Genomic DNA, 23476 nt, shown 5'->3' on the forward strand with positions numbered 1-23476 from the left:
GGCTCCAACGCTGCAACGTCTTCCCGTCATGAACCGCATTGCGTCCCTGCTGCCCGCTGGCCCGCTGCTGCTTTCCCTGCTGATCGTGATCGCCGCCCTCAGCCGGCTGCTGCCGCACCCGCCCAACTTCTCCCCGGTCGAAGCCGTCGCCCTGTTTGGTGGCGCTTATTTCGCCCGCCGGCAGTGGGCGCTGCTGGTGCCACTGGCGGCGATGTTCCTCTCCGATCTGGCGCTGGGCCTGATCAACGGCGGCCTGTACTGGGAGTACTTCAGCAGCGCCGGCTTCCTGCTGGTGTATGCCTGCATCGCACTGACTGGCGTGCTGGGCTTTGGCCTGCGCGGCAAGGTCAGCGCAGGTCGCGTGCTGGGCTATTCGCTGGCCGGCGCCGTGCTGTTCTTCCTGGTCACCAACTTCGGTGTATGGGCCACCGGCACCCTGTATCCGCACACGGCCGCCGGCCTGCTCGCCGCCTACGTGGCGGGCATCCCATTCTTCCAGTGGACCGTGCTGGGTACCCTGTTCTACGCCGCGCTGCTGTTCGGTGGCTTTGAACTACTGCGTCGCCGTGTGCCGGCGCTGCGCGCCCAGACCGCCTGATGGGCAACCGTCTCAGCAAGATCTACACCCGCACCGGGGATGACGGTAGCACCGGCCTGGGTGATGGCTCGCGTGTCGGTAAGGATTCGGCACGGGTGGAAGCCTACGGCACGGTGGACGAGGCCAACTCGTGCATCGGCCTGCTGCTGGCAACCGACGTACCGGACGACATCCGCACGCTGCTGACCCGGATCCAGCACCAGCTGTTCGACCTCGGCGGCGAGCTGTGCATCCCCGGCCATGCCGCCATCTTCGATGCCGACATTGAGGCGCTGGAGGCCCAGCTGGATCACTACAACGCCGGCCTGCCACCGCTGCAGGAGTTCATCCTGCCCGGTGGCGGCGAAGCCGCCGCGCGCTGCCATGTCGCACGCACGGTCGTCCGCCGCGCCGAACGCGCCACGGTAGCGCTGGCCCGGCTGGAACCGCTGCGGCCGCAGCCGGTGCGCTACCTCAATCGCCTCTCCGACCTGCTGTTCGTGCTGGCCCGGGTACTGGCCCGTGCCAGCGGGCATGGCGAAACCCTGTGGCAACACGAACGCCGCAAATGAGCCGCGCCGGCGGCTACCTGACGTGATCCGCGCCTACACCCATCCCGCCTGCCTGCAGCACGACCCCGGCCCTGGTCATGCCGAGCGCAGCGAACGCCTGCGCGTGGTGTTGCAGGCCCTGGAGCGCGCCCTGCCCGATCTGGACTGGCACCAGGCCCCGCGCGCCAGCCGTGGCCAGCTGCTTCGTGTCCACACCGAGTCGCTGCTACAGACGGTGCTGGATACCCGGCCGCAGCAGCGCATTGACCTGGACGCCGACACCCGCCTTGGGCCCGGCTCCGCTGAGGCCGCCCTGCGCGCCGCGGGTGCCGGCATCGCCGCGGTCGATGCGGTTTTGCATGGTCATGTGCAGCGCGCTTTTTGCGCGGTGCGCCCGCCCGGACACCACGCCACTGCCGCCAGCGCCATGGGCTTTTGCCTGTTCAACAACGTGGCCGTCGCCGCCGCGCATGCCCTCGATGCGCACGGCCTGGAGCGGGTGGTGATCGCCGATTTCGACGTCCACCACGGCAACGGCACCCAGGCCATCTTCGCCAACGATCCGCGCGTGCGCTACGTCAGCACGCATCAGTGGCCGCTGTATCCCGATACCGGCGCACGCAACGAGACCGGCTGCGGCAACATCGCCAACGTTCCGCTGCCACCGGGCACCACTGGTGCCGCATTCCTGGCCGCCTGGCAGGAGACACTGCTGCCCTTCCTGGATGCCTTCCGGCCGCAACTGGTGCTGATTTCGGCCGGTTTTGATGGCCACCGGCTGGATCCGCTGGCGCAGTGGGCCCTGGAGGCCGAGGACTATGCGCGGCTGACCCGCGCCCTGGTGGCTGTGGCCGATCGCCACGCTGGCGGCCGGGTAGTGTCCCTGCTGGAAGGCGGCTATCACCTGCAGGCGTTGGCCGAGTCCTGCGTGGCCCACGTGCAGGCGCTGGTCTTCTGACGCGTTCCGGTTTGCCGGCCTCGACCGCTTCCGGCAAGCTTGTCGCCCTGTTCCCCCGTTGCTCCGGATCCCCCGTGCGATTTTTCCTGCGTCTGCTCCCGCTTCCCCTGTGCATCGCCGCCACGCTCGACGCCCACGCGCAGTCGTTGGCGCCGCTGACACCGCTGACGCCGATGGCACCGTCCTGGGCGCTGTGCCCGGTCGGCGACGTGGTGCCGCCATTTCCGGATTTCCAGCGCGCGCCCGAAGGGCTGGCGGTGGAGCCTCAGGATCAGGCCAGCCCGGCGCAGGACAGCCAGCCATCACGCAAGGACATGCCCACGGAAATCGACGGCGACCTGCTCTCCGGCACCAGTGCCAACCCGGTGTTCCGCGGCAACGTCACCATGCGGCATGGCGATCAGTTCATGGGCGCCGACCAGCTCACCTTCGACAAGGCCGCCGGGCGCTACCAGGCCGAAGGCAGCGTGCGCTTCCAGGCCAACGGCCTGCGCCTGCGTGCCGCCCGCGCCGAAGGCGACCAGAACTCCGATACCCACACCATCCAGGACCTGCAATATCAGCTGCTGCAGCGGCGCGGCAACGGCAAGGCCGACAGCCTCAACCTGTCCAGCCAGACCGGCAGCCTGCGCGGCGCCACCTATTCCACCTGCCCGCCGCAGGCCCGGCACTGGGAACTCAAAGCTCAACGTATCGACGTCAATAACAGTACGGGCTGGGCCCGGGCCTACGGTGCCCGTCTGCACGTCGGCAACGTGCCGGTGCTGTATCTGCCATTTTTCATGTTCCCGACCGACGAACGCCGGCGCAGCGGCCTACTGCTGCCGTCGATCTCCAACTCTGGTCGCAATGGCCTGGACTGGGCACAGCCGATCTATCTCAATCTGGCCCCCAACTACGACGCCACCCTCACCCCCCGCATCATGACTTCACGCGGCAGCCTGTTGATGGGCCAGTTCCGCTATTTGCACGAACAGGGCCGCGGCATCCTGGAGGCCCTGTGGATGCCGCAGGACCGCCTGCGCGACCGCTCGCGCGGCAGCGTCAGCTATGACGGTGTGGAAAACCTGTCCGAGCACTGGCAAGCCCGCACCCAGCTGGCCTGGATCAGCGATCCGCGCTATCTGGAAGATTTCAGCGGCAGTCTGAGCGGGCTGTCCTACACCACCACCTACAGCAGCACCGGGCTCTATGGCATCGGCCACGGCTGGCGCGCCGGGGTGAGCGCCGATCACTGGCAGCTGGCCGACTACACACTCAGCCGCAACGTGCTGCCCTATGACCGCCTGCCACGGGCGTTCGTGCACTGGCAGCGGCAGGCGCTAGGGCCATTCACCTACGGCCTGGATGCCGAAGCCGTGCGCTTCCACCACCCGATCTATCCGGCCGGGGCCCGCCTGGACGTCAAACCCTGGGTCAGTGCGCCACTGGAAGGCGATGCCTGGTTCCTGCGCCCCAGCCTGGCCTGGCGCCATACCAGCTACGCCCTGGATCGCGCCCTGGCCCAGAGCCTGGGCAGCAGCACCTCGCCATCGCGGGCACAGTCAATCTTCAGCCTGGATGCCGGGGTCTTCTTCGACCGCGATATCCAGGTCAAGGGCCGCGACTATCTGCAAAGCATCGAACCACGTCTGTTCTATCTGAACGTGCCGTATGTGGATCAGACCGGGATGCCGGTGTTCGATACCCAGCCACTCACCTTCAGCTGGGAACAACTGTTCCGCGACAACCGCTATTCCGGTGGCGATCGCCAAGCCGATGCCAATCAGCTGACCCTGGCGGTCAGCACCCGCATGATCCGCCAGACCGACGGGTTCGAGCGGTTCTCGGCAAGCCTGGGCCAGATCCGCTACTTCCGCGACTCGCTGGTGCGGCTGCCCAACGAGCCGATCACCCAAAGAGGCGGCTCGGCCTGGGTGGTGGATGCCAACTACGCCCCCACGGATCGCTGGACCATCGGCACTTCCTACCAGCGCGATGCCAAGTTCAAGCGCACCGATCTGGCCAGCCTGCGCGCACGTTATCTGCTACCCGACAGCGGCGTGGTGAACATCGCCTACCGTTACCGCCGCGCCCAGATCGAACAGGTGGATTTCTCCTTCCTGTACCCGCTCAATGCCAGCTGGAGTCTGGTGGGCCGCGAATACTACTCACTACGCGACAACAAGACCCTGGAAGGTCTGGCCGGCGTGCAGTGGGACAGCTGTTGTGTTGCGGTTCGGGTTGTGGCCCGCCGTCACGTGCAGAATCGTGCCGGCCAGCTCGGCAACTCCCTGATGTTCGAAATCGAACTGAAAGGGCTGGGGTCGGCTGGTCAGAACACCCAGCAAACCTTGCGCCGATCCATCCTCGGCTACAATCGCGACGACCTGTATCTGGTGCCGCCGAAAACCGCCACCGGCCAGCCGTCCCAGCCCGCCATCAGCGATCCTATTCCATGACCTCTTTTCCTCGCTTGCGCCTGCCCCGTCTCCTGCTTGCCCTCCTGTTGCCGGCCCTACTGCTCTCCGGCCAGGCCAGCGCCCAGCAGGAGACCTTGCAGCCGGTGGAACAGATCGCTGCAGTCGTCAACGACGACGTGATCCTGCGCAGCGAACTGGAACGCGCCATCGCCAACATCCGTGCCCAATACAAAGGCCATGAGGACCAGCTGCCACCGGACAACGTGCTGGAACGGCAGGTGCTGGAACGGCTGATCCTGGTGCGTCTGCAACTGGCGCGGGCTAGTGATGCCGGCATCACCGCCTCCGACGCGGAAATCGAACGCGCCGTCCAGGCAGTCGCACAGCAAAACGGGTTGAGCGTGGACCAGCTGCGCGAGCGCATTGCCGCCGACGGCATGAGCTTTGCCGACTTCCGCAACAATCTGCGCGATGAAATCATCATGCAGAAGCTGCGCCAGAGCTTCGCCCAGAGCCGCATCAGCGTCAGCGAGGCGGAAGTCGATGCTGCCATGGCCACCGCGGCCAACACCGCCGTCCAGCAATACCACCTGGCGCATATCCTGGTGGCCACACCAGACGGCGCCAGCCCCGAGCAGATCGCCACCGCGCAGAAAAAAATCGAGGGCATCAAGAGCCTGATCGACCGCGGTGAGATGAGCTTCTCCGCCGCCGCAGTGCGCTATTCCGACAGCCCCAACGCGCTGGAAGGCGGCGATCTGGGCTGGCGCAGCCTCAACGAAATCCCGCCGAGCTTCGCTGCGGCGATCCAGCAGATGCAACCGGGCGAGATCCTCGGCCCGATCCGTGGCCCCAGCGGTTTCCAGCTGGTACAACTGGTCGACACCCGCACCCAGGCACCGGGCAGCGGCGACAAGGTCACCCAGTTCTCCGCCCGCCAGATCCTGATCAAGGTGGACGACAAGACCAGCGATGCTGCCGCCAAGGCCAAGGCCGATACCCTGGCGGCCCGTCTGGCCGGTGGCGCCGACTTTGCCAAGCTAGCCAGCGAGAACTCAGACGACCTCACCACCCGCCGCCGCGGTGGCGATCTGGGCTGGTTCACCACCGACACGTATGGCACCGCATTCGGCCTGCAGGTGGCGGCCCTGGCCGATGGCCAGATCTCGGCCCCGTTCAAGACCGATCAGGGCTGGGTGATCGTGCAGCGGCTGGGTACACGCGAAATCGCCGCCGGCGACGAGAACCTGCGCGCCCAGATCCGTGAAACGATCGGCCGGCGCAAGCTGGAAGACGAATGGAACCGCTTCCTGCGCGAGATGCGCGGCGAAGCCTACGTGGACGTGCGCGACGCCCAGGGCCGCTCCACCAGCGCGCCGCTGCCGGAAACTCCCAAGGAAAAGCACAAGACTGAGCCCGGCCGTGAGCTGCAGGACGCCAGCGCGGCCGGCCGCTTCATGGACACGCCCTGACCGACGGATGCGACCACGGCTGGCACTGGTGCCGGGCGAACCGGCGGGGATCGGCCCCGAGCTGGTCGTGCGGGCAGCGCAGCGGGAGTGGCCGGCGCACCTGGTCGTCTACGGCGATGCCGCCACCTTGCGCCGTGCCGCCGCGCGGCTGGGCCTGCCGCTTGCTCTGCATGCCCCTGGCCAGCCCGCCGCCACACCGCGCAGCCTGGAAATCATCGATATCCCGCATCCGGTGACCGCTACGTTCGGCACCCCGGTACCGGCCAATGCCGCATCCGTAGTCGAGGCCCTGACCCGTGCCGCACACGCCTGTCTTGCCGGCCAGTGCGATGGCCTGGTCACCGGCCCGGTGCACAAGGCGGTGATCAACCAGGCCGGCATCCCCTTCACCGGCACCACCGATCTACTGGCCGCGCTGACCGGCTGCGAGGTGGTGATGATGCTGGCCAATCCGCACATGCGGGTGGCCCTGCAAACCGTGCACCTGCCGCTGCGGGCAGTGCCCGATGCGATCACCCCGGACGCGCTGGCGCGCAGCCTGCGCATCGTCGAGACGGCGTTGCGCACGCAGTTTGGCATCGCTGCGCCGGTGATCGCCGTGCTCGGCCTGAACCCGCACGCTGGCGAAGACGGCCACCTGGGGCGCGAGGAGCTGGATATCCTCATCCCCACCCTGGCGCAACTACGCGCTGCCGGGATGCGCCTGGTCGGGCCGCTGCCGGCCGATACCGCCTTCCTGCCCGACAAGCTGCGCGGTTTCGACGCGGTGCTGGCGATGTACCACGACCAGGGCCTGCCGGTGCTCAAGCACGCGGACTTTGCGCACGCGGTTAACATCACCCTGGGCCTGCCGTTTCCGCGTGTAGCCGTCGATCATGGCACCGCCCTCGACGTGGCCGGCCAGGGCATTGCCGATCCGTCCAGCCTGTTTGCCGCCATCGATACCTGCGCCCGACTGGCCCGTCAGCGGGCCTGATCCGGTTGTTCTCGACACTTCACAGACCGCCATGACCCACGGCTTTACCCGCCCGGCCAAAAAACACCTCGGCCAGAACTTTCTGCACGAGAAAGGGGTGATCGACAAAATCGTGCAGGCGATCGACCCGCAGCCTGGCGATGCGCTGGTGGAAATCGGCCCAGGCCAAGGCGCGCTGACCTTTCCGCTGCTGCGCCGGCACGGCCAGTTGATCGCCATCGAGTTCGACCGCGATCTGCATGCGCCTCTGCAGGCCGCGGCGCGTGAGCACGGCACGCTGCACCTGATCGAGGGCGATGTGCTGGAGGTGGATTTCACCGCACTGGCCGCCCGTCACGGCGATGCCCGCGGCCAGATCCGGCTGCTCGGCAACCTGCCCTACAACCTGTCCTCGCCGATCCTGTTCCATGCCCTGACCCATGCCGCCGCGATCCGCGACATGCACTTCATGCTGCAGAAAGAAGTCGTGGAGCGCATGGCGGCTGGCCCCGGCAGCAAGGTGTATGGCCGGCTGAGCGTGATGCTGCAGGCCTACAGCGTGGTGACGCCGCTGTTCACGGTCGCGCCCGGCGCATTCCGCCCCGCGCCCAAGGTGGAATCGGCGGTGGTCCGGCTGGTGCCGAAGCCGGCCGAGGACATCGCCATCCGCGACCACGCGCGTTTTGCCGAGCTGGTTCGGGCCGCCTTCGGCCAGCGTCGCAAGACCCTGCGCAACGCCCTGTCCGGGGTCGCCAGCCCCGCACTGATCGAAGCCGCCGGCCTGCGCCCGGACGCCCGCGCAGAGCAGATCGACGTGGCCGGGTTCGTGCGGCTGGCCAATCTCCCCGTCCCCGCCTGACCTGGCTCCAGCGCCGATTGTCTGCGCACGCAGTGCGCAACACGTGCCTGGGATGCCTCAATCCCACAAGGCGGCGGCCTCGTCGGCCACCCAGGGCAGACGGTCGAACGGGACGGTATCGACGATATGCAACCCGTCTTCACGGGTGTCGCGACGCAGATGATGGGAATCGCGGGTGCCGTCAGGCAGCAGGACGCGCGCCACCTGCGGGTGGGCGGCATCCTCGCCCCGGCGCACGACGATGCCGATTTCATCGTTGGCCAGGCGCACTAGCGTACCGGGCGGATAGACCCCCAGCTCCTTCACCAGCATCATCGCCAGGCCTTCGTCCACGTGCTTGCCGCGTTCCAGGAAGATGCTGCGCAGCGCCATCCGCGCCGGCAGCGCCTCGCGGTACATGCGTGGACGCAGCATGGCGGTGTAAATGTCGATGATCGCCAGCAACCGGGTCGGCTCGGAAATCTCGCCACCGCGCAACCCGTGCGGATACCCCGAGCCGTCCAGCCGCTCATGGTGGTGCAACACCGCATCCAGCCAGACCGGGTCGGAGATGCCCGCCGCTTCCAGCAGACGCTTGCCGACTTCCGGATGCGCCCGCACCTGCGCCAGCTGGGTGTAGCTCAGCCGTTCACTCTGGCGGTTGAGCTGCGCTGTCAGCGGCCCCAGTGCCAGGTCATAGGTGATCGCGGCACCGGCCAGCCCCCGCGCAGTGCTCGCCTCCATGCCCATGGCCCGGGTAGCGAACACACCAATGATGGCCGCATGGGTCTGCCGCGCCGCATGATTGGCCGGATCCAGCTGCAGCTGCATGGAGGCCAGCGTGGCATCGGCATCCTGGTCGAGGCAGGTTTCAATGGTGGTGATCAGTTTTGCCACCCGCTCCTGAACGCCGGCGGCCGTCCCGGACAGCAGACGGCGATGCAGCATGGCGACCTCGCGATGCAGCTGCACCATCACCGCGATCGGCCCCGGCGGCTGGGCTGGCGTGTCCGCCTTGCGCAGCATCAGCGGCACCTGACTGCCACGCTTGAGCAGCAGATCGCGTTGCTGTTCGCTTTCGACGCACTCACCCGGACGCAGCAACAAGGCACCGGCACGGTCGTACACCGGCATGGTCAGCGGACGGCCGATTTCCACATCCTCCGGCCTGAGCGGCCGCAATGCGCTAGGGCGTACAGACACCTGATTCATGGCAGACCGTTCACTCCCCGGGCAAGCCTTCTTGGGCTCGCTGTGACGTGTAGCGCAAGCATGGCCGAGCCTGCTTGCCGCGCGCAAGAGCCGTGCTTCATGTCGCAGGGGCAGCCCGCGTGGCCAGCCAGCGTTCGATTCCGGCCCGGCTGCGCGCACGCAGCAGGGCCGAGGCCTGCGCCCGCAACTGGCCGAGATCACAACCACGGACGGCGTGGCGCACGTCCAGCAGCATCGCCGGATGCAGGCTCAGTTCGGTCAGCCCCAGCGCCAGCAACAGCGGCACCAGCGCTGGATCGGCGGCGATCTCGCCACAGACGGTGACCGGCTTGCCATGCGTCTGACCAACCCGAACCACCCCGCGCAGCACCTTGAGCACGGCCGGATGCAGCGGAGTGTAGAGCTCGCCCAGCGCCTCGTGGGTGCGATCTGCGGCCAGCAGGTACTGCACCAGGTCATTGGTTCCGACCGACAGGAAATCGCACGTGTCGATGAACCCAGGCAACGCCAGGGCGGCCGCGGGCACCTCGATCATCGCGCCGACCGGAAGCTCGGCCGCCGTCTCGTGGCCTTCCTGACGCACGGCATCCAGCACCTCGGCCAGGATGCGCCGGACCGCCCGCATTTCTTCGCCGCTGCTGACCATCGGCACCAGCACGCGCACGGGCCCATAGCCGGACGCACGCGCGATCGCTCGCAACTGGGTGCGCAGTAAATCCTGCCGCACCAGCGACAGACGCACGCCACGCAGCCCCAGCGCCGGGTTGGGTTCGTCACGCAGCGCCAGCCCGGTTCCGTCAGCTTTGTCCGCGCCCAAGTCGAGGGTACGGATGGTGACCATGCGCCCGGTCATCGCCAGCACCACCTCGCGGTAGGCGCGGAACTGGGCCTCCTCGTCTGGCAGCGTGCGGCTGCCGAGGAACAAAAACTCGGTTCGATACAGCCCCACCCCCGCTGCGCCCAACGCATGCGCCGTCGAGACGTCCGCAACGGTCTCCGCATTCGCCCAGAGCTTGATGTCCACCCCGTCACGGGTGCGGGCCGGCTCACGTCGCAGACGGTTGCGCTGGCGCTGTTCGCGCCGCGCCTCCGCAACCCGCCGGTGATGCGCACGCAGGTCCTCGGCATTCGGCTCCAGCACCACCAGGCCGCTGCTGCCGTCGATCACCAGCACGTCGCCGTCATTGACTTTCTGCAACGCCTGCGCGGCCCCCACCACCAGCGGCAGCTGTAGGCTGCGGGCCAGGATGGCGGTATGCGACAGCGGGCTGCCGCTGGCGGTCACCACGCCGACCACGCCCTGTGCCTGCAACTGCGCCAACTCTGCCGGCGCTACGGTGTCCGCCACCAGGATCTCGCCGGAGGCGCCTTGCAACTCTGCCGTGTGACGGTTGAGGGCAGCATGCAGGCGGCCAATCACCTGGTCGATGTCATCAATGCGGCTGCGCAGGTAGGCATCGTCCATGCCTTCAAACACTGCGGCGAGGCGGTCACGCTGCAGGCGCAAGGCGTAATCGGCGGAATAACGGCCAACCCGGATCAGGTCATCGATGCCTGAGAGCAGTTCCGGATCGTCCAGCAACAGGGCGTGCAGGTCGAGGAACTCGCCCAGCTCGTGGGCAAGCACGCCATGCAGGCGCTCTCGCAGCGCGTGCATCTCGGCCCGAACGGCGGCCACGGCCGCATGGAAACGTTCCAGCTCGGCCTCGATCTGGCTGGCCTCGATCCGCGTCTCGTCGATATCGAGCGCATGCGGCTGCCGTACCCGCGCCCGTCCGAGGGCATTGCCACGCGCCGCACCGATACCGGACAGCACCTGACGCATCAGCTGTCCTCGTCAAACCGACGTTCAAACAACGCCACCACAGCCTCCACTGCGGCCTGTTCGTCCTCGCCCTCCACCCGCAGCACCACCTCTGTGCCGGGACCGGCGGCCAACAGCATCACGCCCATGATGCTCTTGGCATTGACCTCGCGACCACGCACCTCCAGCGTGGCACTGCTGCGGAACCCCGACAGCAACTGCACCAGCTTGGCGGTGGCACGCGCATGCAGCCCCAGCCGGTTGCTGACTTTCAGCTCGCGTCGGATCATGCCGCCCTCCGCTGCGTCTGATCATGCGTTGGCCGATCAATGGTCATCGATGATGGCTCCATTGCGGGTGCCAGCCGCCGCCACGGCAGGCAGGTCATCGAGATCCAGTTCCGCGTAGTTCATCACCCGCAGCAGCATCGGCAGACTCAGCGCCGATACCCGCCGCACCGGCGTGCCCAGCCGGGCCAAACGTGCAGCCAGGTTGGCCGGCGTGGCGCCGTACAGGTCGGTCAGCACCAGCACGCCGGCACCCGCATCGACCCGGCGCAACGCCGCACTGGCCTGCGGCAGCAGGGTGTCGGGGTCGGCATCGAAGGGCACTTCGAATGCCTCGCAGGCCAGCGGCAGCCGGCCCAGCAACCGGGTCGCCACCGTCAGCAATGCGCTGCCGATGCCAGGATGGGTGATCAGAAGAACGCCGACGCTCATGTCTGCAACTTAGCAGACAGCAGCGAAACCGTGGAAGCGGTACACGACAGACGCGCTCGGAAAAGACCTGCGCTAGTCCAGTTCGCGATGATGGGTGGCCACCTCCGGCCAGCCGCAGGCGCGGAAATGCCGGGCCAGACGTTCGGCCAGGTACGCCGAGCGATGACGGCCGCCGGTGCAGCCAAATGCAACCGTGACATAGCTGCGGGTGTCACTGCTCAGCCGCGGCAGCCAGGTATCCAAAAACGCCTGCACCTGGGCGACGTACTGCTCGACCTCAGGCTGGCCATCGAGATACTCGCGCACCTCGGGATCCCGCCCGGACAGCGGCCGCAGCCGCGCATCCCAGTGCGGATTGGGGAGCACCCGGGCGTCGAAAACGAAATCGGCATCCGCCGGCACGCCGTGGCGGTAGGCAAACGATTCGAACAACAGCGCAAGACCGGCACTGCTGACACCGAACTCGGCCAGGATGCGGCGCCGCATCTGGTGCACGTTGAGCTCGCTGGTATCGATCAGGATGTCAGCGATCTGCCGCAGCGGCCGCAGCGCCTGCCACTCCAGCGCGATGGCATCGGCCAGCGACAGCCCGAGATGACTGAGCGGATGCCGACGCCGGGTATCGGCATAGCGCCGCAGCAGCACCTCGTTGCGCGCTTCCAGGAACAGGAGCCGCGGATCCACCCCCTGCGCCCCGACCTGGGACAGCAGTGCCGGCACTTCGGCCAGATCGCCCAGGGTGCGGGCATCGATCGCCACCGCCACCCGCTCGGGCGCACGTTCACTCGCACGCAACCGGCGGACGAACTCCGGCAGCAACTCGGCCGGCAGGTTGTCCACGCAGTAGTACCCCAGGTCTTCCAGCGTGTGCAGCGCAATTGACTTGCCCGAGCCGGACATGCCGCTGACCACGACCAGCGTCGGGCCGGATGCCGCATTCATGGACTGGCGCTCTCCAGGAAATGACGGTGCCGGGCCATAAAGGCGGCGGCCGGGTCGATGCCTTTGCTACGCAGGATGTGCATACGGGTGGCGGCCTCGGTCAGGACGGCCAGATTGCGGCCGGGCATCACCGGGATGGTGATCATGGGCACGTCCAGATCAAGCACACGCCGGCTGCCGATGTCACCGGTCAGGCGCTCCAGACCGCCGGGGCTGGGCTCCAGCGATGGCCTGCTGAGGTGCACGATCAAGCGCAGGTATTTGTTGCGCTTGACCGCGGTGTCACCAAACATCTGACGGATGTTGAGTACACCCAGACCGCGCAGCTCCAACATGTCCTGCAAAAGTTCCGGACAGGTGCCATCGAGCACGTCCGGCGCGATCTGGGTGAACTCCGGAGCATCGTCAGCCACCAGCCGGTGACCGCGGGTGATCAGCTCCAGCGCCAGCTCGCTCTTGCCGGCACCGGATTCACCGGTGATCAGCACGCCGATGGAATAGATCTCCATGAACACGCCATGCAGGGTGACGCGCGGCGCCAGCTTGCGCGCCAGTATGTACTGCAGGTGGTTGAGCAGCTCATGTCCGCGTCGTGGCGACACCCACAACGGCGTATCGGTTTCCTCGGCGGCACGGCGCAGGTCTTCCGGACAGGCCTGGTTTTTGCTGATGACCAGCGCCAGCGGGCGGAAATCGATGATCTTCTGAATGGTTTCCCAACGCTGCCGCGCGTCCAGACCATCCAGCCATTGCAGCTCCTCACTGCCGAGGATCTGCACCTTGTTGGGATAGATGATGTTGAGGTAGCCCGCCAGCGATGGCCGGCGGGCCACGGTGTCCACGGCTTCCAGCACCCGCTCGCCAGCATGCTGCTGGCCGGCCAGCCAACGCAGGCCCAGCCGTTCTTGCTGCAGCTCGAACAACTCGACGGCGGTGATGCGGGCAGTGCTCATGGCAACGGCTGACTCAGCCAGCGATGTCGCGGGTCAGGCTCTCGCCGCGGTGATGATCGACCATGCGCTCCTTGTGCTTGACCAGCAAGCGGTCCAGTTTGTCAGCGAGCAGGTCGATGGCCGCGTACATGTCGGCCGCGCTGGCATCGGCGTGCAGGGACTTGCCGGGCAGTGCGACGGTGGCCTCGGCCTTGTGGTTGGGCTTATCCAGACCAAGCTGGACACGGATCTGGCAGGGATGCTCGAAGTGCCGGCCCAACCGCTCAAAGCGGGTCTCGACATACTTGCTCAGGGCCGGGGTGACTTCGATCTGCTGGCCGTAGGTTTCGATCTGCATCTTGACCTCCTTCTGCACGGTGCACTGCGGGCGGGGGTGCCCGCAGCCAGGCGACGCGCCGGTTGCCCAAGGCAACGTGAGCCAGCGACCGCCTGCATGGTCAACCTATCGACTGCGAAGGGCTTCGGCAAGTGCTCGACTACGCGAAGGTTCAGCCAACCTGCCCCCACCGACCCGCGGGCAGCGGCAGCCAGCCACATGGCTACAGGTGGAATGTCTCGCCCAGATAGACGCGCCGCACATCGGCGTTTTGCAGCACCGCCTCGGGAGTGCCCTGCGCCAGCACGGTGCCATCGGCCAGGATGTAGGCGCGATCGCAGATCCCCAGGGTCTCGCGGACGTTGTGATCGGTGATCAACACGCCGATGCCGCGCTGTTTGAGATGCCGGACGATGCGCTGGATCTCGGCCACGGTGATCGGATCGACCCCGGCGAACGGTTCGTCGAGCAGGATCAAGCGCGGTTTTCCTGCCAGCGCACGGGCGATCTCCACCCGCCGACGCTCGCCGCCGGACAGGCTGGCGCCAAGCTGGTCGGCCACATGGGCGATCTGCAGTTCATCCAACAGCACCGCAAGCTCACGCTCGCGTCCGGCCTCATCCAGATCCGGGCGCAGTTCCAGCACCAGACGCAGGTTGTCGGCCACGCTCAGCCTGCGGAACACCGACGGTTCCTGCGGCAGATAGCCAAGCCCAAGCCGGGCCCGGGCATGCATCGGCAGGTCGGTGATCTCCACGCCATCCAGCACGATCCGCCCGGCATCGGCGGGAATCAGCCCGACGATCATGTAGAAACAGGTGGTCTTGCCGGCACCATTGGGGCCCAACAGGCCCACCACTTCGCCCGCATCCAGGGTCAGCCCGAAATCGCGCACCACCTCACGCGACTTGTAGCGCTTGCGCAGACCTTCGGCGACCAGCATCAGGATTCACCCTTTGCCGCAGGTGCGACCACATCCTTGGGCAGGATCCGCATGCGAACCCGGCCGGCGCCCTCGCCACCGCTCTCCACCTGCCCGGTCTTGAGGTTGTACACCACCCGCTGACCGGTCAGGGTGCCGCGCTGCTGGCGGATCACCACGTTGCCGGTGAGCACCATCACGTCGTTGCGCAGGTCGTAATCGATCGCATCGGAGCTGGCATCGATGCGGTCGCCATCGTCCATGTCCTGCTGCAGGCTGACATTGCCGCTGAGCAGCGCCCGGCTCGGATTGCCTGCAGCCTGCTGCAGCACTGCCTTGTCGGCCCGCACGTGCAGGCTGCCCTGCACCATCACCACGTTGCCAGACAGGGTGCACGTGGCATTGGCCCCGGTTCCGCAGACACTGCGGGCGGATTCAATCTCCATCGGCTGACGGCGGTCGCTGGTGCGGGCCGATGCACTACTGGAGACGGCGATGAGCATCGCCGCCACCGCGGCGGCCAGAAGGTCAATGCTGCGGAACATAACGGGTACGAACCTGGGAAAGGAGGGAAACCTGCTGGTGGGCGAGATCCGCCTCCAGCCCCTTGCCACGCATTGTAAGACCCGGACGGGTGATCACGACCTCGGCGCTGCTGCGGGCGAGCTTGCGGTTCAGATCGATCGTCAGTGAGGCGGTTTCGATCCGGGTCGGGGGTGGTGTCTGTGGCGGACTGACCGCCACCACCTGATCGCGCAGTTCGACCCGGCTGTCATCGGCCGGCACCTCGCCACGCTCGGATCGCATGTCCCAGTAATGCCCCTGGGCGTCGGGAATCAGGAACTGCGGGGTGACCAGCGTCAGCGCCCGACTGACCGGCGCGCGTTGCAGCAGCGGGCCGGTCAGGGTGAACGACTCCCGGCCCTGCCGATCCAGTGCGACGATCTGGTAATCGCGCAACACATAATCCGGCCGCAGATCTGCCGCCGCCTGCGCCTGCGGACGCAGGCCACGCCAGACCGACCAGCCGCTGGCAATCGCCGCGACCAGCAGCACCCAGGTCAGTAGCCGCCGCGGATTCACAGGGCCTGGCTCCCCAACAACGCCTCCACCCGCCCCTGCGCTTGCAGGAGTAGGTCACAGGCGTCGCGTACCGCGCCGTGGCCACCGCCTCGCGGTGCAACCCAATGCACCACAGGCAGCAGCCACGGATGTACGTTGGCAGGCGCCAGCGCCAGCCCGACCGCCCGCAGAACGGCCAGATCCGGTAGGTCATCCCCCATGAAGGCCACCTCATCCAGGCCCAAGCCCTGCGCGCTGGCAATCCGTCGCAGACAGCCGAGTTTGTCGGATTCACCCAGGTGCAGATGGGCGATGCCCAGCTCGCGCCCACGCAGGAGGGTGGCCTGGCTGCGCCGGGCGCTGATCCAGGCAGTGGCGATACCGGCCTGACGGAGCAGCACCAGCCCCATGCCATCCTGGACATGGAACCGCTTGCTCTCGCTGCCGTCGGCGGCGTAATACAGCCCGCCGTCGGTCAGGGTGCCATCCACGTCGAAACCAATCAGCCGGATCCGGGCGGCACGCGCCAGAACATCTGCTGGAAATGCAGGCGCCGTCATCACACCACCCTTGCCCGCAGTAGATCGTGGATGTTCAGCGCCCCGACCAGTCGGCCATCGTGGTCGGTGACCAACAGGCCTTGAATCTTGTGCGCCTCCATCAGTTGCGCCGCTTCGGTCGCCAGCGCGTCCGGGGTGATGGTGCGCGGGGCTCGCGTCATCACCTCGCCAATACGCACACGGCGCAGGTCGATGCCGGGATCGTTGAGGGTGCGACGCAGGTCACCGTCGGTGTACACCCCAAGCAGACGGTCTTGCGCGTCCACGATGGCGGTCATCCCCAGACGCTTGCTGCTCATCTCCACCAGCGCCGCACTCAGGGTGGCGTCAGGCGGCACTCGCGGCACCGCATCGCCGGTATGCATCACATCGGCGATGTGCAACAGCAGACGTCGACCGAGCGCACCGGCCGGATGCGAGCGCGCGAAATCCGCCGCCGTGAACCCACGCGCTTCCAGCAAAGCCACCGCCAGTGCATCCCCCAGCGCCAGCGCAGCGGTGGTGCTGGAGGTCGGAGCCAACTGCAACGGGCAGGCCTCCAACGGAACCGCGACGTCCAGGTGGACATCGGCCTCACGGGCCAGGGTCGAACCGGCGCGGCCGGTCATGGCGATGATGCGATTCCCTTGCCGGCGCAGGGCGGGCAGCAGCAGCAGAATCTCGTCGCTCTCACCCGAGTAGGACAGCGCCAACAACACGTCGCTGTCGGTGACCATGCCCAGGTCTCCGTGCGCGGCTTCGCCCGGGTGCATGAAGAACGCCGGCGTACCGGTGGACGCGAGTGTGGCGGCGATCTTGCGGGCCACATGCCCGGACTTGCCCATCCCGGTGCACACCACCCGGCCACGGCAATCCAGCATGATCCGGCAGGCCGCCTCAAACTCCGCCCCGATCCGCGCCGCCACCGCACCCAGCGCGTCGGCCTCGATGGCAAGCACGCGCCTGCCACTGGCGGCAAACGCAGGGGTGTCCGAAGGCAATGACATGGGCGGTGGCTCGCGGGGTTGGGATAAACTTGACGCTTCAGTTTACTTGACTTGTCCCAGCACCCCCATGAATGCCGACCTGATCCGCCAGCTCATCGAGACCGGCCTGCCCGGCGCACGCGCCGAGGTGCGCGGCGAGGACGGGGTGCATTTCGAGGCCACGGTGATCTGTCCGGCGTTTGCCGGCAAGCTGCCGTTGGCGCGTCACCGCATGGTGTATGCCACCCTGGGCGACCGCATGGGCGGTGAGATCCACGCGCTGCAGCTGCGCACCCTGACCCCGGAAGAGGCCGGCGTCTGATGCAGAAGATCGTGGTCGAAGGCGGTGCTCGGCTGAACGGCGACGTCCGCATCTCCGGGGCCAAAAACGCGGTGCTGCCGATCCTGTGCGCCACCCTGCTGGCCGATACACCGGTGCGGATCACCAACGTGCCGCGCCTGCACGACGTGCTGACCACCGCCAAGCTGCTGGCTGGGCTGGGCGCGGATGTCGTCCACGAAGGCGATGTGATGACGGTCGATCCGCGCAGTGTGAACAGCCACATCGCGCCCTACGAGCTGGTCAAGACCATGCGCGCCTCGGTGCTGGTGCTGGGCCCGCTCCTGGCCCGTTACGGTGTTGCCGAAGTCTCGCTGCCCGGCGGCTGTGCCATCGGTTCGCGCCCGGTGGATCTGCATATCAAGGGCCTGCAGGCGCTGGGGGCCGACATCACCGTCGAACATGGGTTCATCAAGGCACGCCGCAATGGCCGCCTCAAGGGCACGCACCATGTATTCGAACTGGTCAGCGTCGGCGCCACCGAGAACGTGCTGATGGCCGCCGTGCTGGCGGAGGGCACCACGGTGCTGGAAAACGCGGCGATGGAGCCGGAGATTGTCGATCTGGCCGAGTGCCTGAACGCGATGGGCGCCCGCATCAGCGGACACGGTTCGCCGCGCATCGTGGTGGAAGGCGTGGAGCGGCTGCACGGCTGCACACACGCGGTGGTGGCCGACCGTATTGAATGTGGCACCTTCCTGGTCGCCGCCGCCATGACCGGCGGTCGCGTCACCGCCACCCACGCCCGTGCCGACACCATGGACGCGGTGCTGGACAAACTGCGCGAGGCTGGCGCGGAGGTCACCGTCGAGTCCACCGCCGATGCGGGCGACCGCATCACCGTGGACATGCACGGCAAGCGCCCGCGCGCGGTCAATATCACCACCGCGCCGCATCCGGCGTTTCCCACCGACATGCAGGCCCAGTTCATGGCACTGAACTGCATCGCCGAGGGCGTGGGCGTGGTGACCGAGACGATCTTCGAAAACCGCTTCATGCACGTCAACGAGCTGCTGCGCCTCGGCGCGGACATCCACGTGGACGGGCACACCGCGGTGGTGCGCGGCGTGGCCCGGCTCAGCGGCGCACCGGTGATGGCCACCGACCTGCGCGCCTCGGCCTCGCTGATCCTGGCCGGGCTGGTGGCCGACGGCGAAACCACCATCGACCGCATCTACCACTTAGACCGCGGCTACGAGCACATCGAAGCCAAGCTGTCCGCGCTGGGGGCCAGCATCCGCCGCGTCTCCTGACCCAAGGCGCGAACAGTCTGGCATATGTCCGGGCGTGGTTACGCCCACGCCCACTTCATCGCGGTAGTGCCGTTGCGGTCGGATGCCTGCCGGAAGAGGACGGGCGCGGCTTCGGCGGTCGTGCAGGCACCTCACGCCCTGGCACCTGCACCACCCGCAGCTCGTCAGTATCCAGTTGCAGGGCGGTCAGACGGCCGCCCCAGACCGCACCGGTATCGATGGCATGCACGCCATGGCCGATGAACAGGCCCAACGTGCTCCAGTGCCCGCAGACGATCTTCAGGTCGCGCGGGGCATGCCCTGGCACCGAGTACCACGGGTATAGCCCCGGCGGCTGGCTGCCGGGCGGCCCCTTCTGGTCGAACGCGATCCGACCACGCGGACTGCAATAGCGCATGCGGGTGAACACATTGATGATGGCGCGGTCACGCTCGACGCCCTTCAGATGCGGTGACCAGTCCGGGCCATCGCCATACATGTTGCGCAACAGCTTGCGGGCATGCTCGCCACGCAGCCGCGCTTCCACCTCGCGGGCGTGTTTTTCCGCCAACTGGGTCGTCCAGCGTGGCGAAATCCCGGCATGCACCATCATCCAGCCCAGGTTGCGATCGACATGGCACAGCTCGCGCGCCCGCAGCCAGGCCAGCAGGTCTGGCGCATCCGGCGCAAACAGCACCGACTGCAAATCCGGATTGACCCGACGTTGCTCGTCCGGCGTGCGTTCGGCCACGGCCAGCAGCGACAGGTCATGATTGCCCAGCACCACCTCGCTATAGTCGCGCAGCGAATACACCAGCCGCAGGGTGTCCAGCGACTGCCCGCCGCGGTTGACCAGGTCGCCGCAGAACCACAGCCGGTCCTGCGCCGGGTCGAAGCGGATCTTCTCCAGCAGACGCTGGGTGACATCGTGGCAACCCTGCAGGTCGCCGATTGCCCAGACGGCCATCGATCACCGCCTCAGTGCAGGGTCCGCGGAACGGAAAGGGTGAATGGCGGAATCGGGGCCTCGAACCGGGTGCCGTCATCGGCCAGCATGTCATAGCTGCCGCGCATGATGCCGACGTCGGTTTCCAGCACCGCCCCGGAGGTGTACTCGAAGCCTTCACCAGGGCGCAGCCACGGCTGCACACCGACCACCCCCTCGCCGCGCACCTCTTGCTCCCGACCGTTGCCGTCGATGATCTGCCAGTACCGCCCCAGCAACTGCGCAGACACCTTGCCCAGATTGCGGATGTGGATGGTGTAGGCAAACACATAGCGGCCTTGTTCCGGCGCCGACTCCTCATCCAGGAAGCGGGCATCGACCGCGATGTCTAACCGATAATCGTTGTTGCTCATGCCTGTCATTCTAGCCGCCCTCCCCCGCACAGGGTGGGCACGCATGCACATGACAGGCGATAATCGCACCTCAACGCCGCCTGGCATCCGCGCGTGCGTCCCCGTTCAACCCCAACCATCGCCCGGAAGCCGCATGGCCGAAGCCGCCCGCCACGACAAGACTGCCCGCCAGCTGCGCCTGCTCAGCGATGCGCTGGACAGCGGCCGGCTGGGGCCGGTGAAGCGGCTGATCAACACGCTGTCGCCGGCGGAGATCGGCAACCTGCTGGAATCACTCCCCCCGGCCAAGCGCAAGGTGGTGTGGGGCCTGGTCGATCCCGAGGACGACGGCGAAGTGCTGGTCCACGTGGGCGAGGAAGTCCGCGAGTCGCTAATCGCGGACATGGACGAGGATGAGCTGGTCGCCGCGGCCACCGACCTCGACATCGACGACCTGGCCGACCTGGTCGATGACCTGCCCGACAAGGTCATCGAGGAAGTCCTCAAGTCGATGGACCGTGAGAATCGTGAGCGCCTGGAGCGGGTGCTGTCGTACGCGGAGGGCACGGCCGGCCGCCTGATGAATCCCGACGTGGTAACGGTACGCGCCGACACCACGGTGGATGTGGTGCTGCGTTACCTGCGCCTGCGCGGCGAACTGCCCGAGCACACCGACCACCTCTACGTGGTCAACCGCCGGCATCGCCTGATTGGCTGGGTCGCCTTGCAGGATCTGGTCACCCATGACCCCAGTACGCCGATCAACCGCCTGATCGACGACAACCTGACCGCCATCCATGTCGATGAGCCGGCAGAAGACGTGGCGCGCAAGTTCTCCGACCACGACTGGATTTCGGCACCGGTGGTCGATGACGACAACGTCCTGCTCGGCCGCATCACCATCGACGACGTGGTCGACATCATCCGCGAACAGGCCGAGCATCAGGCCCTGTCCGCGGCCGGTCTGGACGAGGACGAGGATCTCTTCAGCCCGGTCTGGCGCGCCACCCGCCGGCGCATGCTGTGGTTGGGCATCAACCTGGCCACGGCGTTTCTGGCGGCCGGCGTGGTCGGCCAGTTCGAGGACACCATCCATGCCCTGACCGCACTGGCGGTGCTGATGCCGATTGTGGCCGGGATGGGTGGCAATGCCGGCACCCAGGTGCTGGCGCTGATGGTGCGCGGTCTGGCGCTGGGTCAGGTGGGCGCGTCCAACGTTCGCGCCCTGCTGTGGAAAGAAGTCCGGGTTGCGCTGCTCAACGGCCTGGGCCTGGGCTTGATTCTGGCGCTTGTGGTTCTGCTCTGGTTCCACGACCTGGGCCTGGCGCTGGTGATCACCATTGCGCTGACCTGCAACCTGCTGTTTGCCGCAATTGCCGGGGTGCTGATCCCCGTGACCCTCAAGCGCCTGGGCTATGACCCGGCGCTGGCCAGCAGCATCTTTTTGACCACCGTCACCGACGTGATGGGGTTTTTCACCTTCCTCGGCCTGGCGACCCTGTTGTTGCTGCGCTGACCCGCCCCGTGCGATCAGTCAGCGCAGCGCGGCTCAATACGCAAACTGGTGAAAAACCGGATCCACGCAGCCACCCCACTCACCGTGGAACAGCGCGAGCTTCTGCTGCGCCGGGGTCTGCCCGCTTTCGGCGATCTCCAGCAGTGGCGTCAAGAAACCACTTTCATCAGCGCCACAGGCATCCGCACAAGCACGCCGACGTAACCCTGCTGCTGCGATTCGCAGGACTTCCTGGGCCAGTTCGCGCACCGTGCCGCTACGGAACGGCAACTGCAGCGCATGCCGCGGCACGCCGTCGCGCAGCGCATGCCGCTCCTCGCGGGTGAACGTGCGCACCAGATCCCAGGCCGCATCCAGCGCCGCATCGTCATACAGAAGCCCCACCCACAGCGCCGGCAGGGCACAAATCCGGTTCCACGGCCCGCTGTCGGCGCCCCGCATCTCCAAAAAGGTCTTCAGCCGCACTTCCGGGAACGCGGTGGTCATGTGATCGGAAAAATCGCGCAGCGTCGGCAGCGCCCCGGGCAGCACGTCCAGCCGGCCAGCCAGAAAATCGCGGAACGACTTGCCGCTGGCATCCAGATACCGCCCCTGCCGGTGTACGAAGTACATCGGCACGTCCAACAGGTAGTCGACATAGCGCTCGTAACCGAACCCGTCCTCAAACACGAAATCCAACAGGCCGGTGCGGTCGGGGTCGGTATCGGTCCAGACGTGCGAGCGATAGGAAAGAAACCCATTGGGTGCGCCATCCGTGAACGGCGAGTCGGCGAACAGGGCGGTCGCCACCGGCTGCAACGCCAGCGCGACCCGGAACTTCTTCACCATGTCCGCCTCGCTGGCGTAATCGAGGTTGACCTGCACGGTGCAGGTGCGGGTCATCATGTCCAGCCCCAGCCGCCCCACCTTGGGCATGTATTCGCGCATGATCTGGTAGCGCCCCTTGGGCATCCAGGGCATGTCCTCACGCCGCCATTTGGGTTGAAAGCCCATGCCAAGAAAGCCAAGACCTAGCGCATCAGCCACTGCCCGGACCTCGCGCAGATGACTACCCACCTCACGGCAGGTTTCGTGCAGGGTGGCAAGCGGAGCACCTGATAGCTCCAGCTGCCCGGCCGGCTCCAGCGTGACCGACGCCCCCTCACGGGTCAGCGCGATCACCCGCCCGTCTTCCTCATATGGGGTCCAGCCGAACCGGGTCAGCCCCTTGAGCAGTACCTCGATGCCACGCTCACCCTCGAAGGTCGGCGGCCGCAGGTCGTCCCAGCGGAAGCCGAACTTTTCGTGTTCGGTGCCAATACGCCAGTCAGCGCGGGGCTTCTCGCCAGACGCAAACACCTCGACCAACTGGCGGCGGTCGGTAATCGGGGTCTGACGGGCGTCGCTGGGACCGGACATGCGCGAAGATCCTGACAAAGGATGCGCAGGATAGCCGGCCGACCCTGATGCTGACAGCACCACGCCGGTCTGCTGTGTTGCAACTGCATACGTATTCGGACGCATGGCCGTGCATAAGTTCAAACACCTTTGGCACTCCTTCGAAGCAGGAGGAGCGCCATGCAAGTGCACCATGCCGGGTACCGAATCCGGGGGTTCTATCGAATAGCCGCCTTGGGTCATCTTTGGGCAATGACCCCCAAAGACGCTCAACGAAGGCTGCACATCCTGCGCTTCTGGGACACACACGGCCTCGAAGCCACCCAAGACGCCTTCGACGTGTCCCGGCGCACGCTCTACCGGTGGAAGCAGGCCCTGCGCGAACAGGGCGGCAATCCCGCCGCCTTGGCCGCTCGATCCTGCGCGCCCAAACGCCGGCGCACGCCCAAGACCGACCCACGGCTG

General features: G+C 66.9%; 26 protein-coding genes. 11 read left to right on the forward strand and 15 right to left on the reverse strand.

Annotated elements, in window-relative coordinates:
• Nucleotides 1–28: 28 nt before the first annotated feature.
• From BUA29_RS06510 to rsmA, 7 genes are all read left to right on the forward strand, one after another.
• Entirely contained in the window at nucleotides 29–598 is a 570-nt protein-coding gene (locus BUA29_RS06510) for a DUF6580 family putative transport protein (protein WP_072755802.1), read from the forward strand.
• Nucleotides 598–1149, forward strand: coding sequence for a cob(I)yrinic acid a,c-diamide adenosyltransferase (locus BUA29_RS06515; protein ID WP_072755803.1), 552 nt, complete (start codon nucleotides 598–600; stop codon nucleotides 1147–1149). Before BUA29_RS06510 ends, BUA29_RS06515 begins: the two co-directional genes overlap by 1 nt.
• Nucleotides 1150–1174: 25 nt before the next feature.
• Nucleotides 1175–2086 (forward strand): histone deacetylase family protein, encoded by a 912-nt coding sequence (locus BUA29_RS06520; RefSeq protein ID WP_072755829.1) that lies wholly within the window; start codon nucleotides 1175–1177, stop codon nucleotides 2084–2086.
• A 74-nt stretch (nucleotides 2087–2160) separates the two neighbouring features.
• Entirely contained in the window at nucleotides 2161–4527 is a 2367-nt protein-coding gene (lptD, locus tag BUA29_RS06525) for an LPS assembly protein LptD (protein ID WP_072755804.1), read from the forward strand.
• Entirely contained in the window at nucleotides 4524–5960 is a 1437-nt protein-coding gene (locus tag BUA29_RS06530; protein ID WP_072755805.1) for a peptidylprolyl isomerase, read from the forward strand. The genes lptD and BUA29_RS06530 overlap by 4 nt, the downstream gene beginning before the upstream one ends.
• 7 nt (nucleotides 5961–5967) lie before the next feature.
• Nucleotides 5968–6936, forward strand: coding sequence for a 4-hydroxythreonine-4-phosphate dehydrogenase PdxA (gene pdxA, locus BUA29_RS06535; RefSeq protein WP_072755806.1), 969 nt, complete (start codon nucleotides 5968–5970; stop codon nucleotides 6934–6936).
• A 31-nt stretch (nucleotides 6937–6967) separates the two neighbouring features.
• Nucleotides 6968–7774 (forward strand): 16S rRNA (adenine(1518)-N(6)/adenine(1519)-N(6))-dimethyltransferase RsmA, encoded by an 807-nt coding sequence (gene rsmA / locus BUA29_RS06540; RefSeq protein WP_072755807.1) that lies wholly within the window; start codon nucleotides 6968–6970, stop codon nucleotides 7772–7774.
• Between the two features lie 57 nt (nucleotides 7775–7831).
• On the opposite strand, the gene BUA29_RS06545 is transcribed toward rsmA, so the two are convergent.
• From BUA29_RS06545 to BUA29_RS06600, 12 genes are all read right to left on the reverse strand, one after another.
• A complete protein-coding gene (locus BUA29_RS06545) occupies nucleotides 7832–8956 on the reverse strand; it encodes an HD-GYP domain-containing protein (RefSeq protein WP_143148835.1) in 1125 nt (374 codons plus the stop codon).
• Between the two features lie 106 nt (nucleotides 8957–9062).
• A complete protein-coding gene (gene ptsP, locus BUA29_RS06550) occupies nucleotides 9063–10790 on the reverse strand; it encodes a phosphoenolpyruvate--protein phosphotransferase (protein ID WP_072755809.1) in 1728 nt (575 codons plus the stop codon).
• Nucleotides 10790–11059 carry an HPr family phosphocarrier protein gene (locus BUA29_RS06555; protein ID WP_072755810.1) on the reverse strand — a complete coding sequence of 90 codons (270 nt, stop codon included), beginning with the start codon at nucleotides 11057–11059 and terminating at the stop codon, nucleotides 10790–10792. Before BUA29_RS06555 ends, ptsP begins: the two co-directional genes overlap by 1 nt.
• Nucleotides 11060–11095: 36 nt before the next feature.
• Entirely contained in the window at nucleotides 11096–11488 is a 393-nt protein-coding gene (locus BUA29_RS06560) for a PTS sugar transporter subunit IIA (RefSeq protein WP_072755811.1), read from the reverse strand.
• 72 nt (nucleotides 11489–11560) lie between these two features.
• On the reverse strand, nucleotides 11561–12430 hold the full coding sequence (gene rapZ, locus BUA29_RS06565) for an RNase adapter RapZ (protein WP_072755812.1): 870 nt from the start codon (nucleotides 12428–12430) through the stop codon (nucleotides 11561–11563).
• Nucleotides 12427–13383, reverse strand: coding sequence for an HPr(Ser) kinase/phosphatase (hprK, locus tag BUA29_RS06570; RefSeq protein ID WP_072755813.1), 957 nt, complete (start codon nucleotides 13381–13383; stop codon nucleotides 12427–12429). Before hprK ends, rapZ begins: the two co-directional genes overlap by 4 nt.
• 13 nt (nucleotides 13384–13396) lie before the next feature.
• The gene (gene hpf / locus BUA29_RS06575; RefSeq protein ID WP_072755830.1) at nucleotides 13397–13720 is read right to left on the reverse strand and encodes a ribosome hibernation-promoting factor, HPF/YfiA family; all 324 of its coding nucleotides are present in this window, start codon (nucleotides 13718–13720) and stop codon (nucleotides 13397–13399) included.
• Between the two features lie 202 nt (nucleotides 13721–13922).
• Nucleotides 13923–14642, reverse strand: a complete 720-nt coding sequence (gene lptB / locus BUA29_RS06580; RefSeq protein WP_072755814.1) for an LPS export ABC transporter ATP-binding protein — start codon at nucleotides 14640–14642, stop codon at nucleotides 13923–13925.
• Nucleotides 14642–15166 carry a lipopolysaccharide transport periplasmic protein LptA gene (gene lptA, locus BUA29_RS06585; RefSeq protein WP_072755815.1) on the reverse strand — a complete coding sequence of 175 codons (525 nt, stop codon included), beginning with the start codon at nucleotides 15164–15166 and terminating at the stop codon, nucleotides 14642–14644. The genes lptB and lptA overlap by 1 nt, the downstream gene beginning before the upstream one ends.
• Nucleotides 15150–15704, reverse strand: coding sequence for an LPS export ABC transporter periplasmic protein LptC (gene lptC / locus BUA29_RS06590; RefSeq protein WP_072755816.1), 555 nt, complete (start codon nucleotides 15702–15704; stop codon nucleotides 15150–15152). Before lptC ends, lptA begins: the two co-directional genes overlap by 17 nt.
• Entirely contained in the window at nucleotides 15701–16243 is a 543-nt protein-coding gene (locus tag BUA29_RS06595) for a KdsC family phosphatase (protein WP_072755817.1), read from the reverse strand. The genes lptC and BUA29_RS06595 overlap by 4 nt, the downstream gene beginning before the upstream one ends.
• Nucleotides 16243–17229 (reverse strand): KpsF/GutQ family sugar-phosphate isomerase, encoded by a 987-nt coding sequence (locus tag BUA29_RS06600; RefSeq protein ID WP_072755818.1) that lies wholly within the window; start codon nucleotides 17227–17229, stop codon nucleotides 16243–16245. Before BUA29_RS06600 ends, BUA29_RS06595 begins: the two co-directional genes overlap by 1 nt.
• A 67-nt stretch (nucleotides 17230–17296) precedes the next feature.
• Here BUA29_RS06600 and BUA29_RS06605 point away from each other — a divergent pair, with 67 nt between their 5' ends.
• Nucleotides 17297–17530: a BolA family protein gene (locus tag BUA29_RS06605; RefSeq protein ID WP_072755819.1), complete on the forward strand. Its 234-nt coding sequence runs from the start codon at nucleotides 17297–17299 to the stop codon at nucleotides 17528–17530.
• Nucleotides 17530–18801 (forward strand): UDP-N-acetylglucosamine 1-carboxyvinyltransferase, encoded by a 1272-nt coding sequence (murA, locus tag BUA29_RS06610; protein WP_072755820.1) that lies wholly within the window; start codon nucleotides 17530–17532, stop codon nucleotides 18799–18801. The genes BUA29_RS06605 and murA overlap by 1 nt, the downstream gene beginning before the upstream one ends.
• A 55-nt stretch (nucleotides 18802–18856) precedes the next feature.
• Here murA and BUA29_RS06615 read toward each other — a convergent pair whose 3' ends face one another.
• Together BUA29_RS06615 and apaG are read right to left on the reverse strand one after the other, a co-directional pair.
• Nucleotides 18857–19747, reverse strand: a complete 891-nt coding sequence (locus BUA29_RS06615) for a symmetrical bis(5'-nucleosyl)-tetraphosphatase (protein ID WP_072755821.1) — start codon at nucleotides 19745–19747, stop codon at nucleotides 18857–18859.
• 11 nt (nucleotides 19748–19758) lie between these two features.
• Nucleotides 19759–20139 (reverse strand): Co2+/Mg2+ efflux protein ApaG, encoded by a 381-nt coding sequence (gene apaG, locus BUA29_RS06620; protein ID WP_218587162.1) that lies wholly within the window; start codon nucleotides 20137–20139, stop codon nucleotides 19759–19761.
• A 133-nt stretch (nucleotides 20140–20272) separates the two neighbouring features.
• Here apaG and mgtE point away from each other — a divergent pair, with 133 nt between their 5' ends.
• Entirely contained in the window at nucleotides 20273–21634 is a 1362-nt protein-coding gene (gene mgtE / locus BUA29_RS06625) for a magnesium transporter (protein WP_072755823.1), read from the forward strand.
• Nucleotides 21635–21667: 33 nt separating this feature from the next.
• Here the strand turns inward: mgtE and BUA29_RS06630 are convergent, their stop codons facing one another.
• Nucleotides 21668–23032, reverse strand: coding sequence for a glutamate--cysteine ligase (locus BUA29_RS06630; protein ID WP_072755824.1), 1365 nt, complete (start codon nucleotides 23030–23032; stop codon nucleotides 21668–21670).
• Between the two features lie 231 nt (nucleotides 23033–23263).
• Here BUA29_RS06630 and BUA29_RS06635 point away from each other — a divergent pair.
• The coding region (locus BUA29_RS06635; protein WP_218587163.1) for a helix-turn-helix domain-containing protein at nucleotides 23264–23476 on the forward strand (213 nt) is incomplete at its 3' end.

The sequence above is a fragment of the Thermomonas hydrothermalis genome (genome assembly GCF_900129205.1).
Taxonomy (GTDB): Bacteria; Pseudomonadota; Gammaproteobacteria; order Xanthomonadales; family Xanthomonadaceae; genus Thermomonas; species Thermomonas hydrothermalis.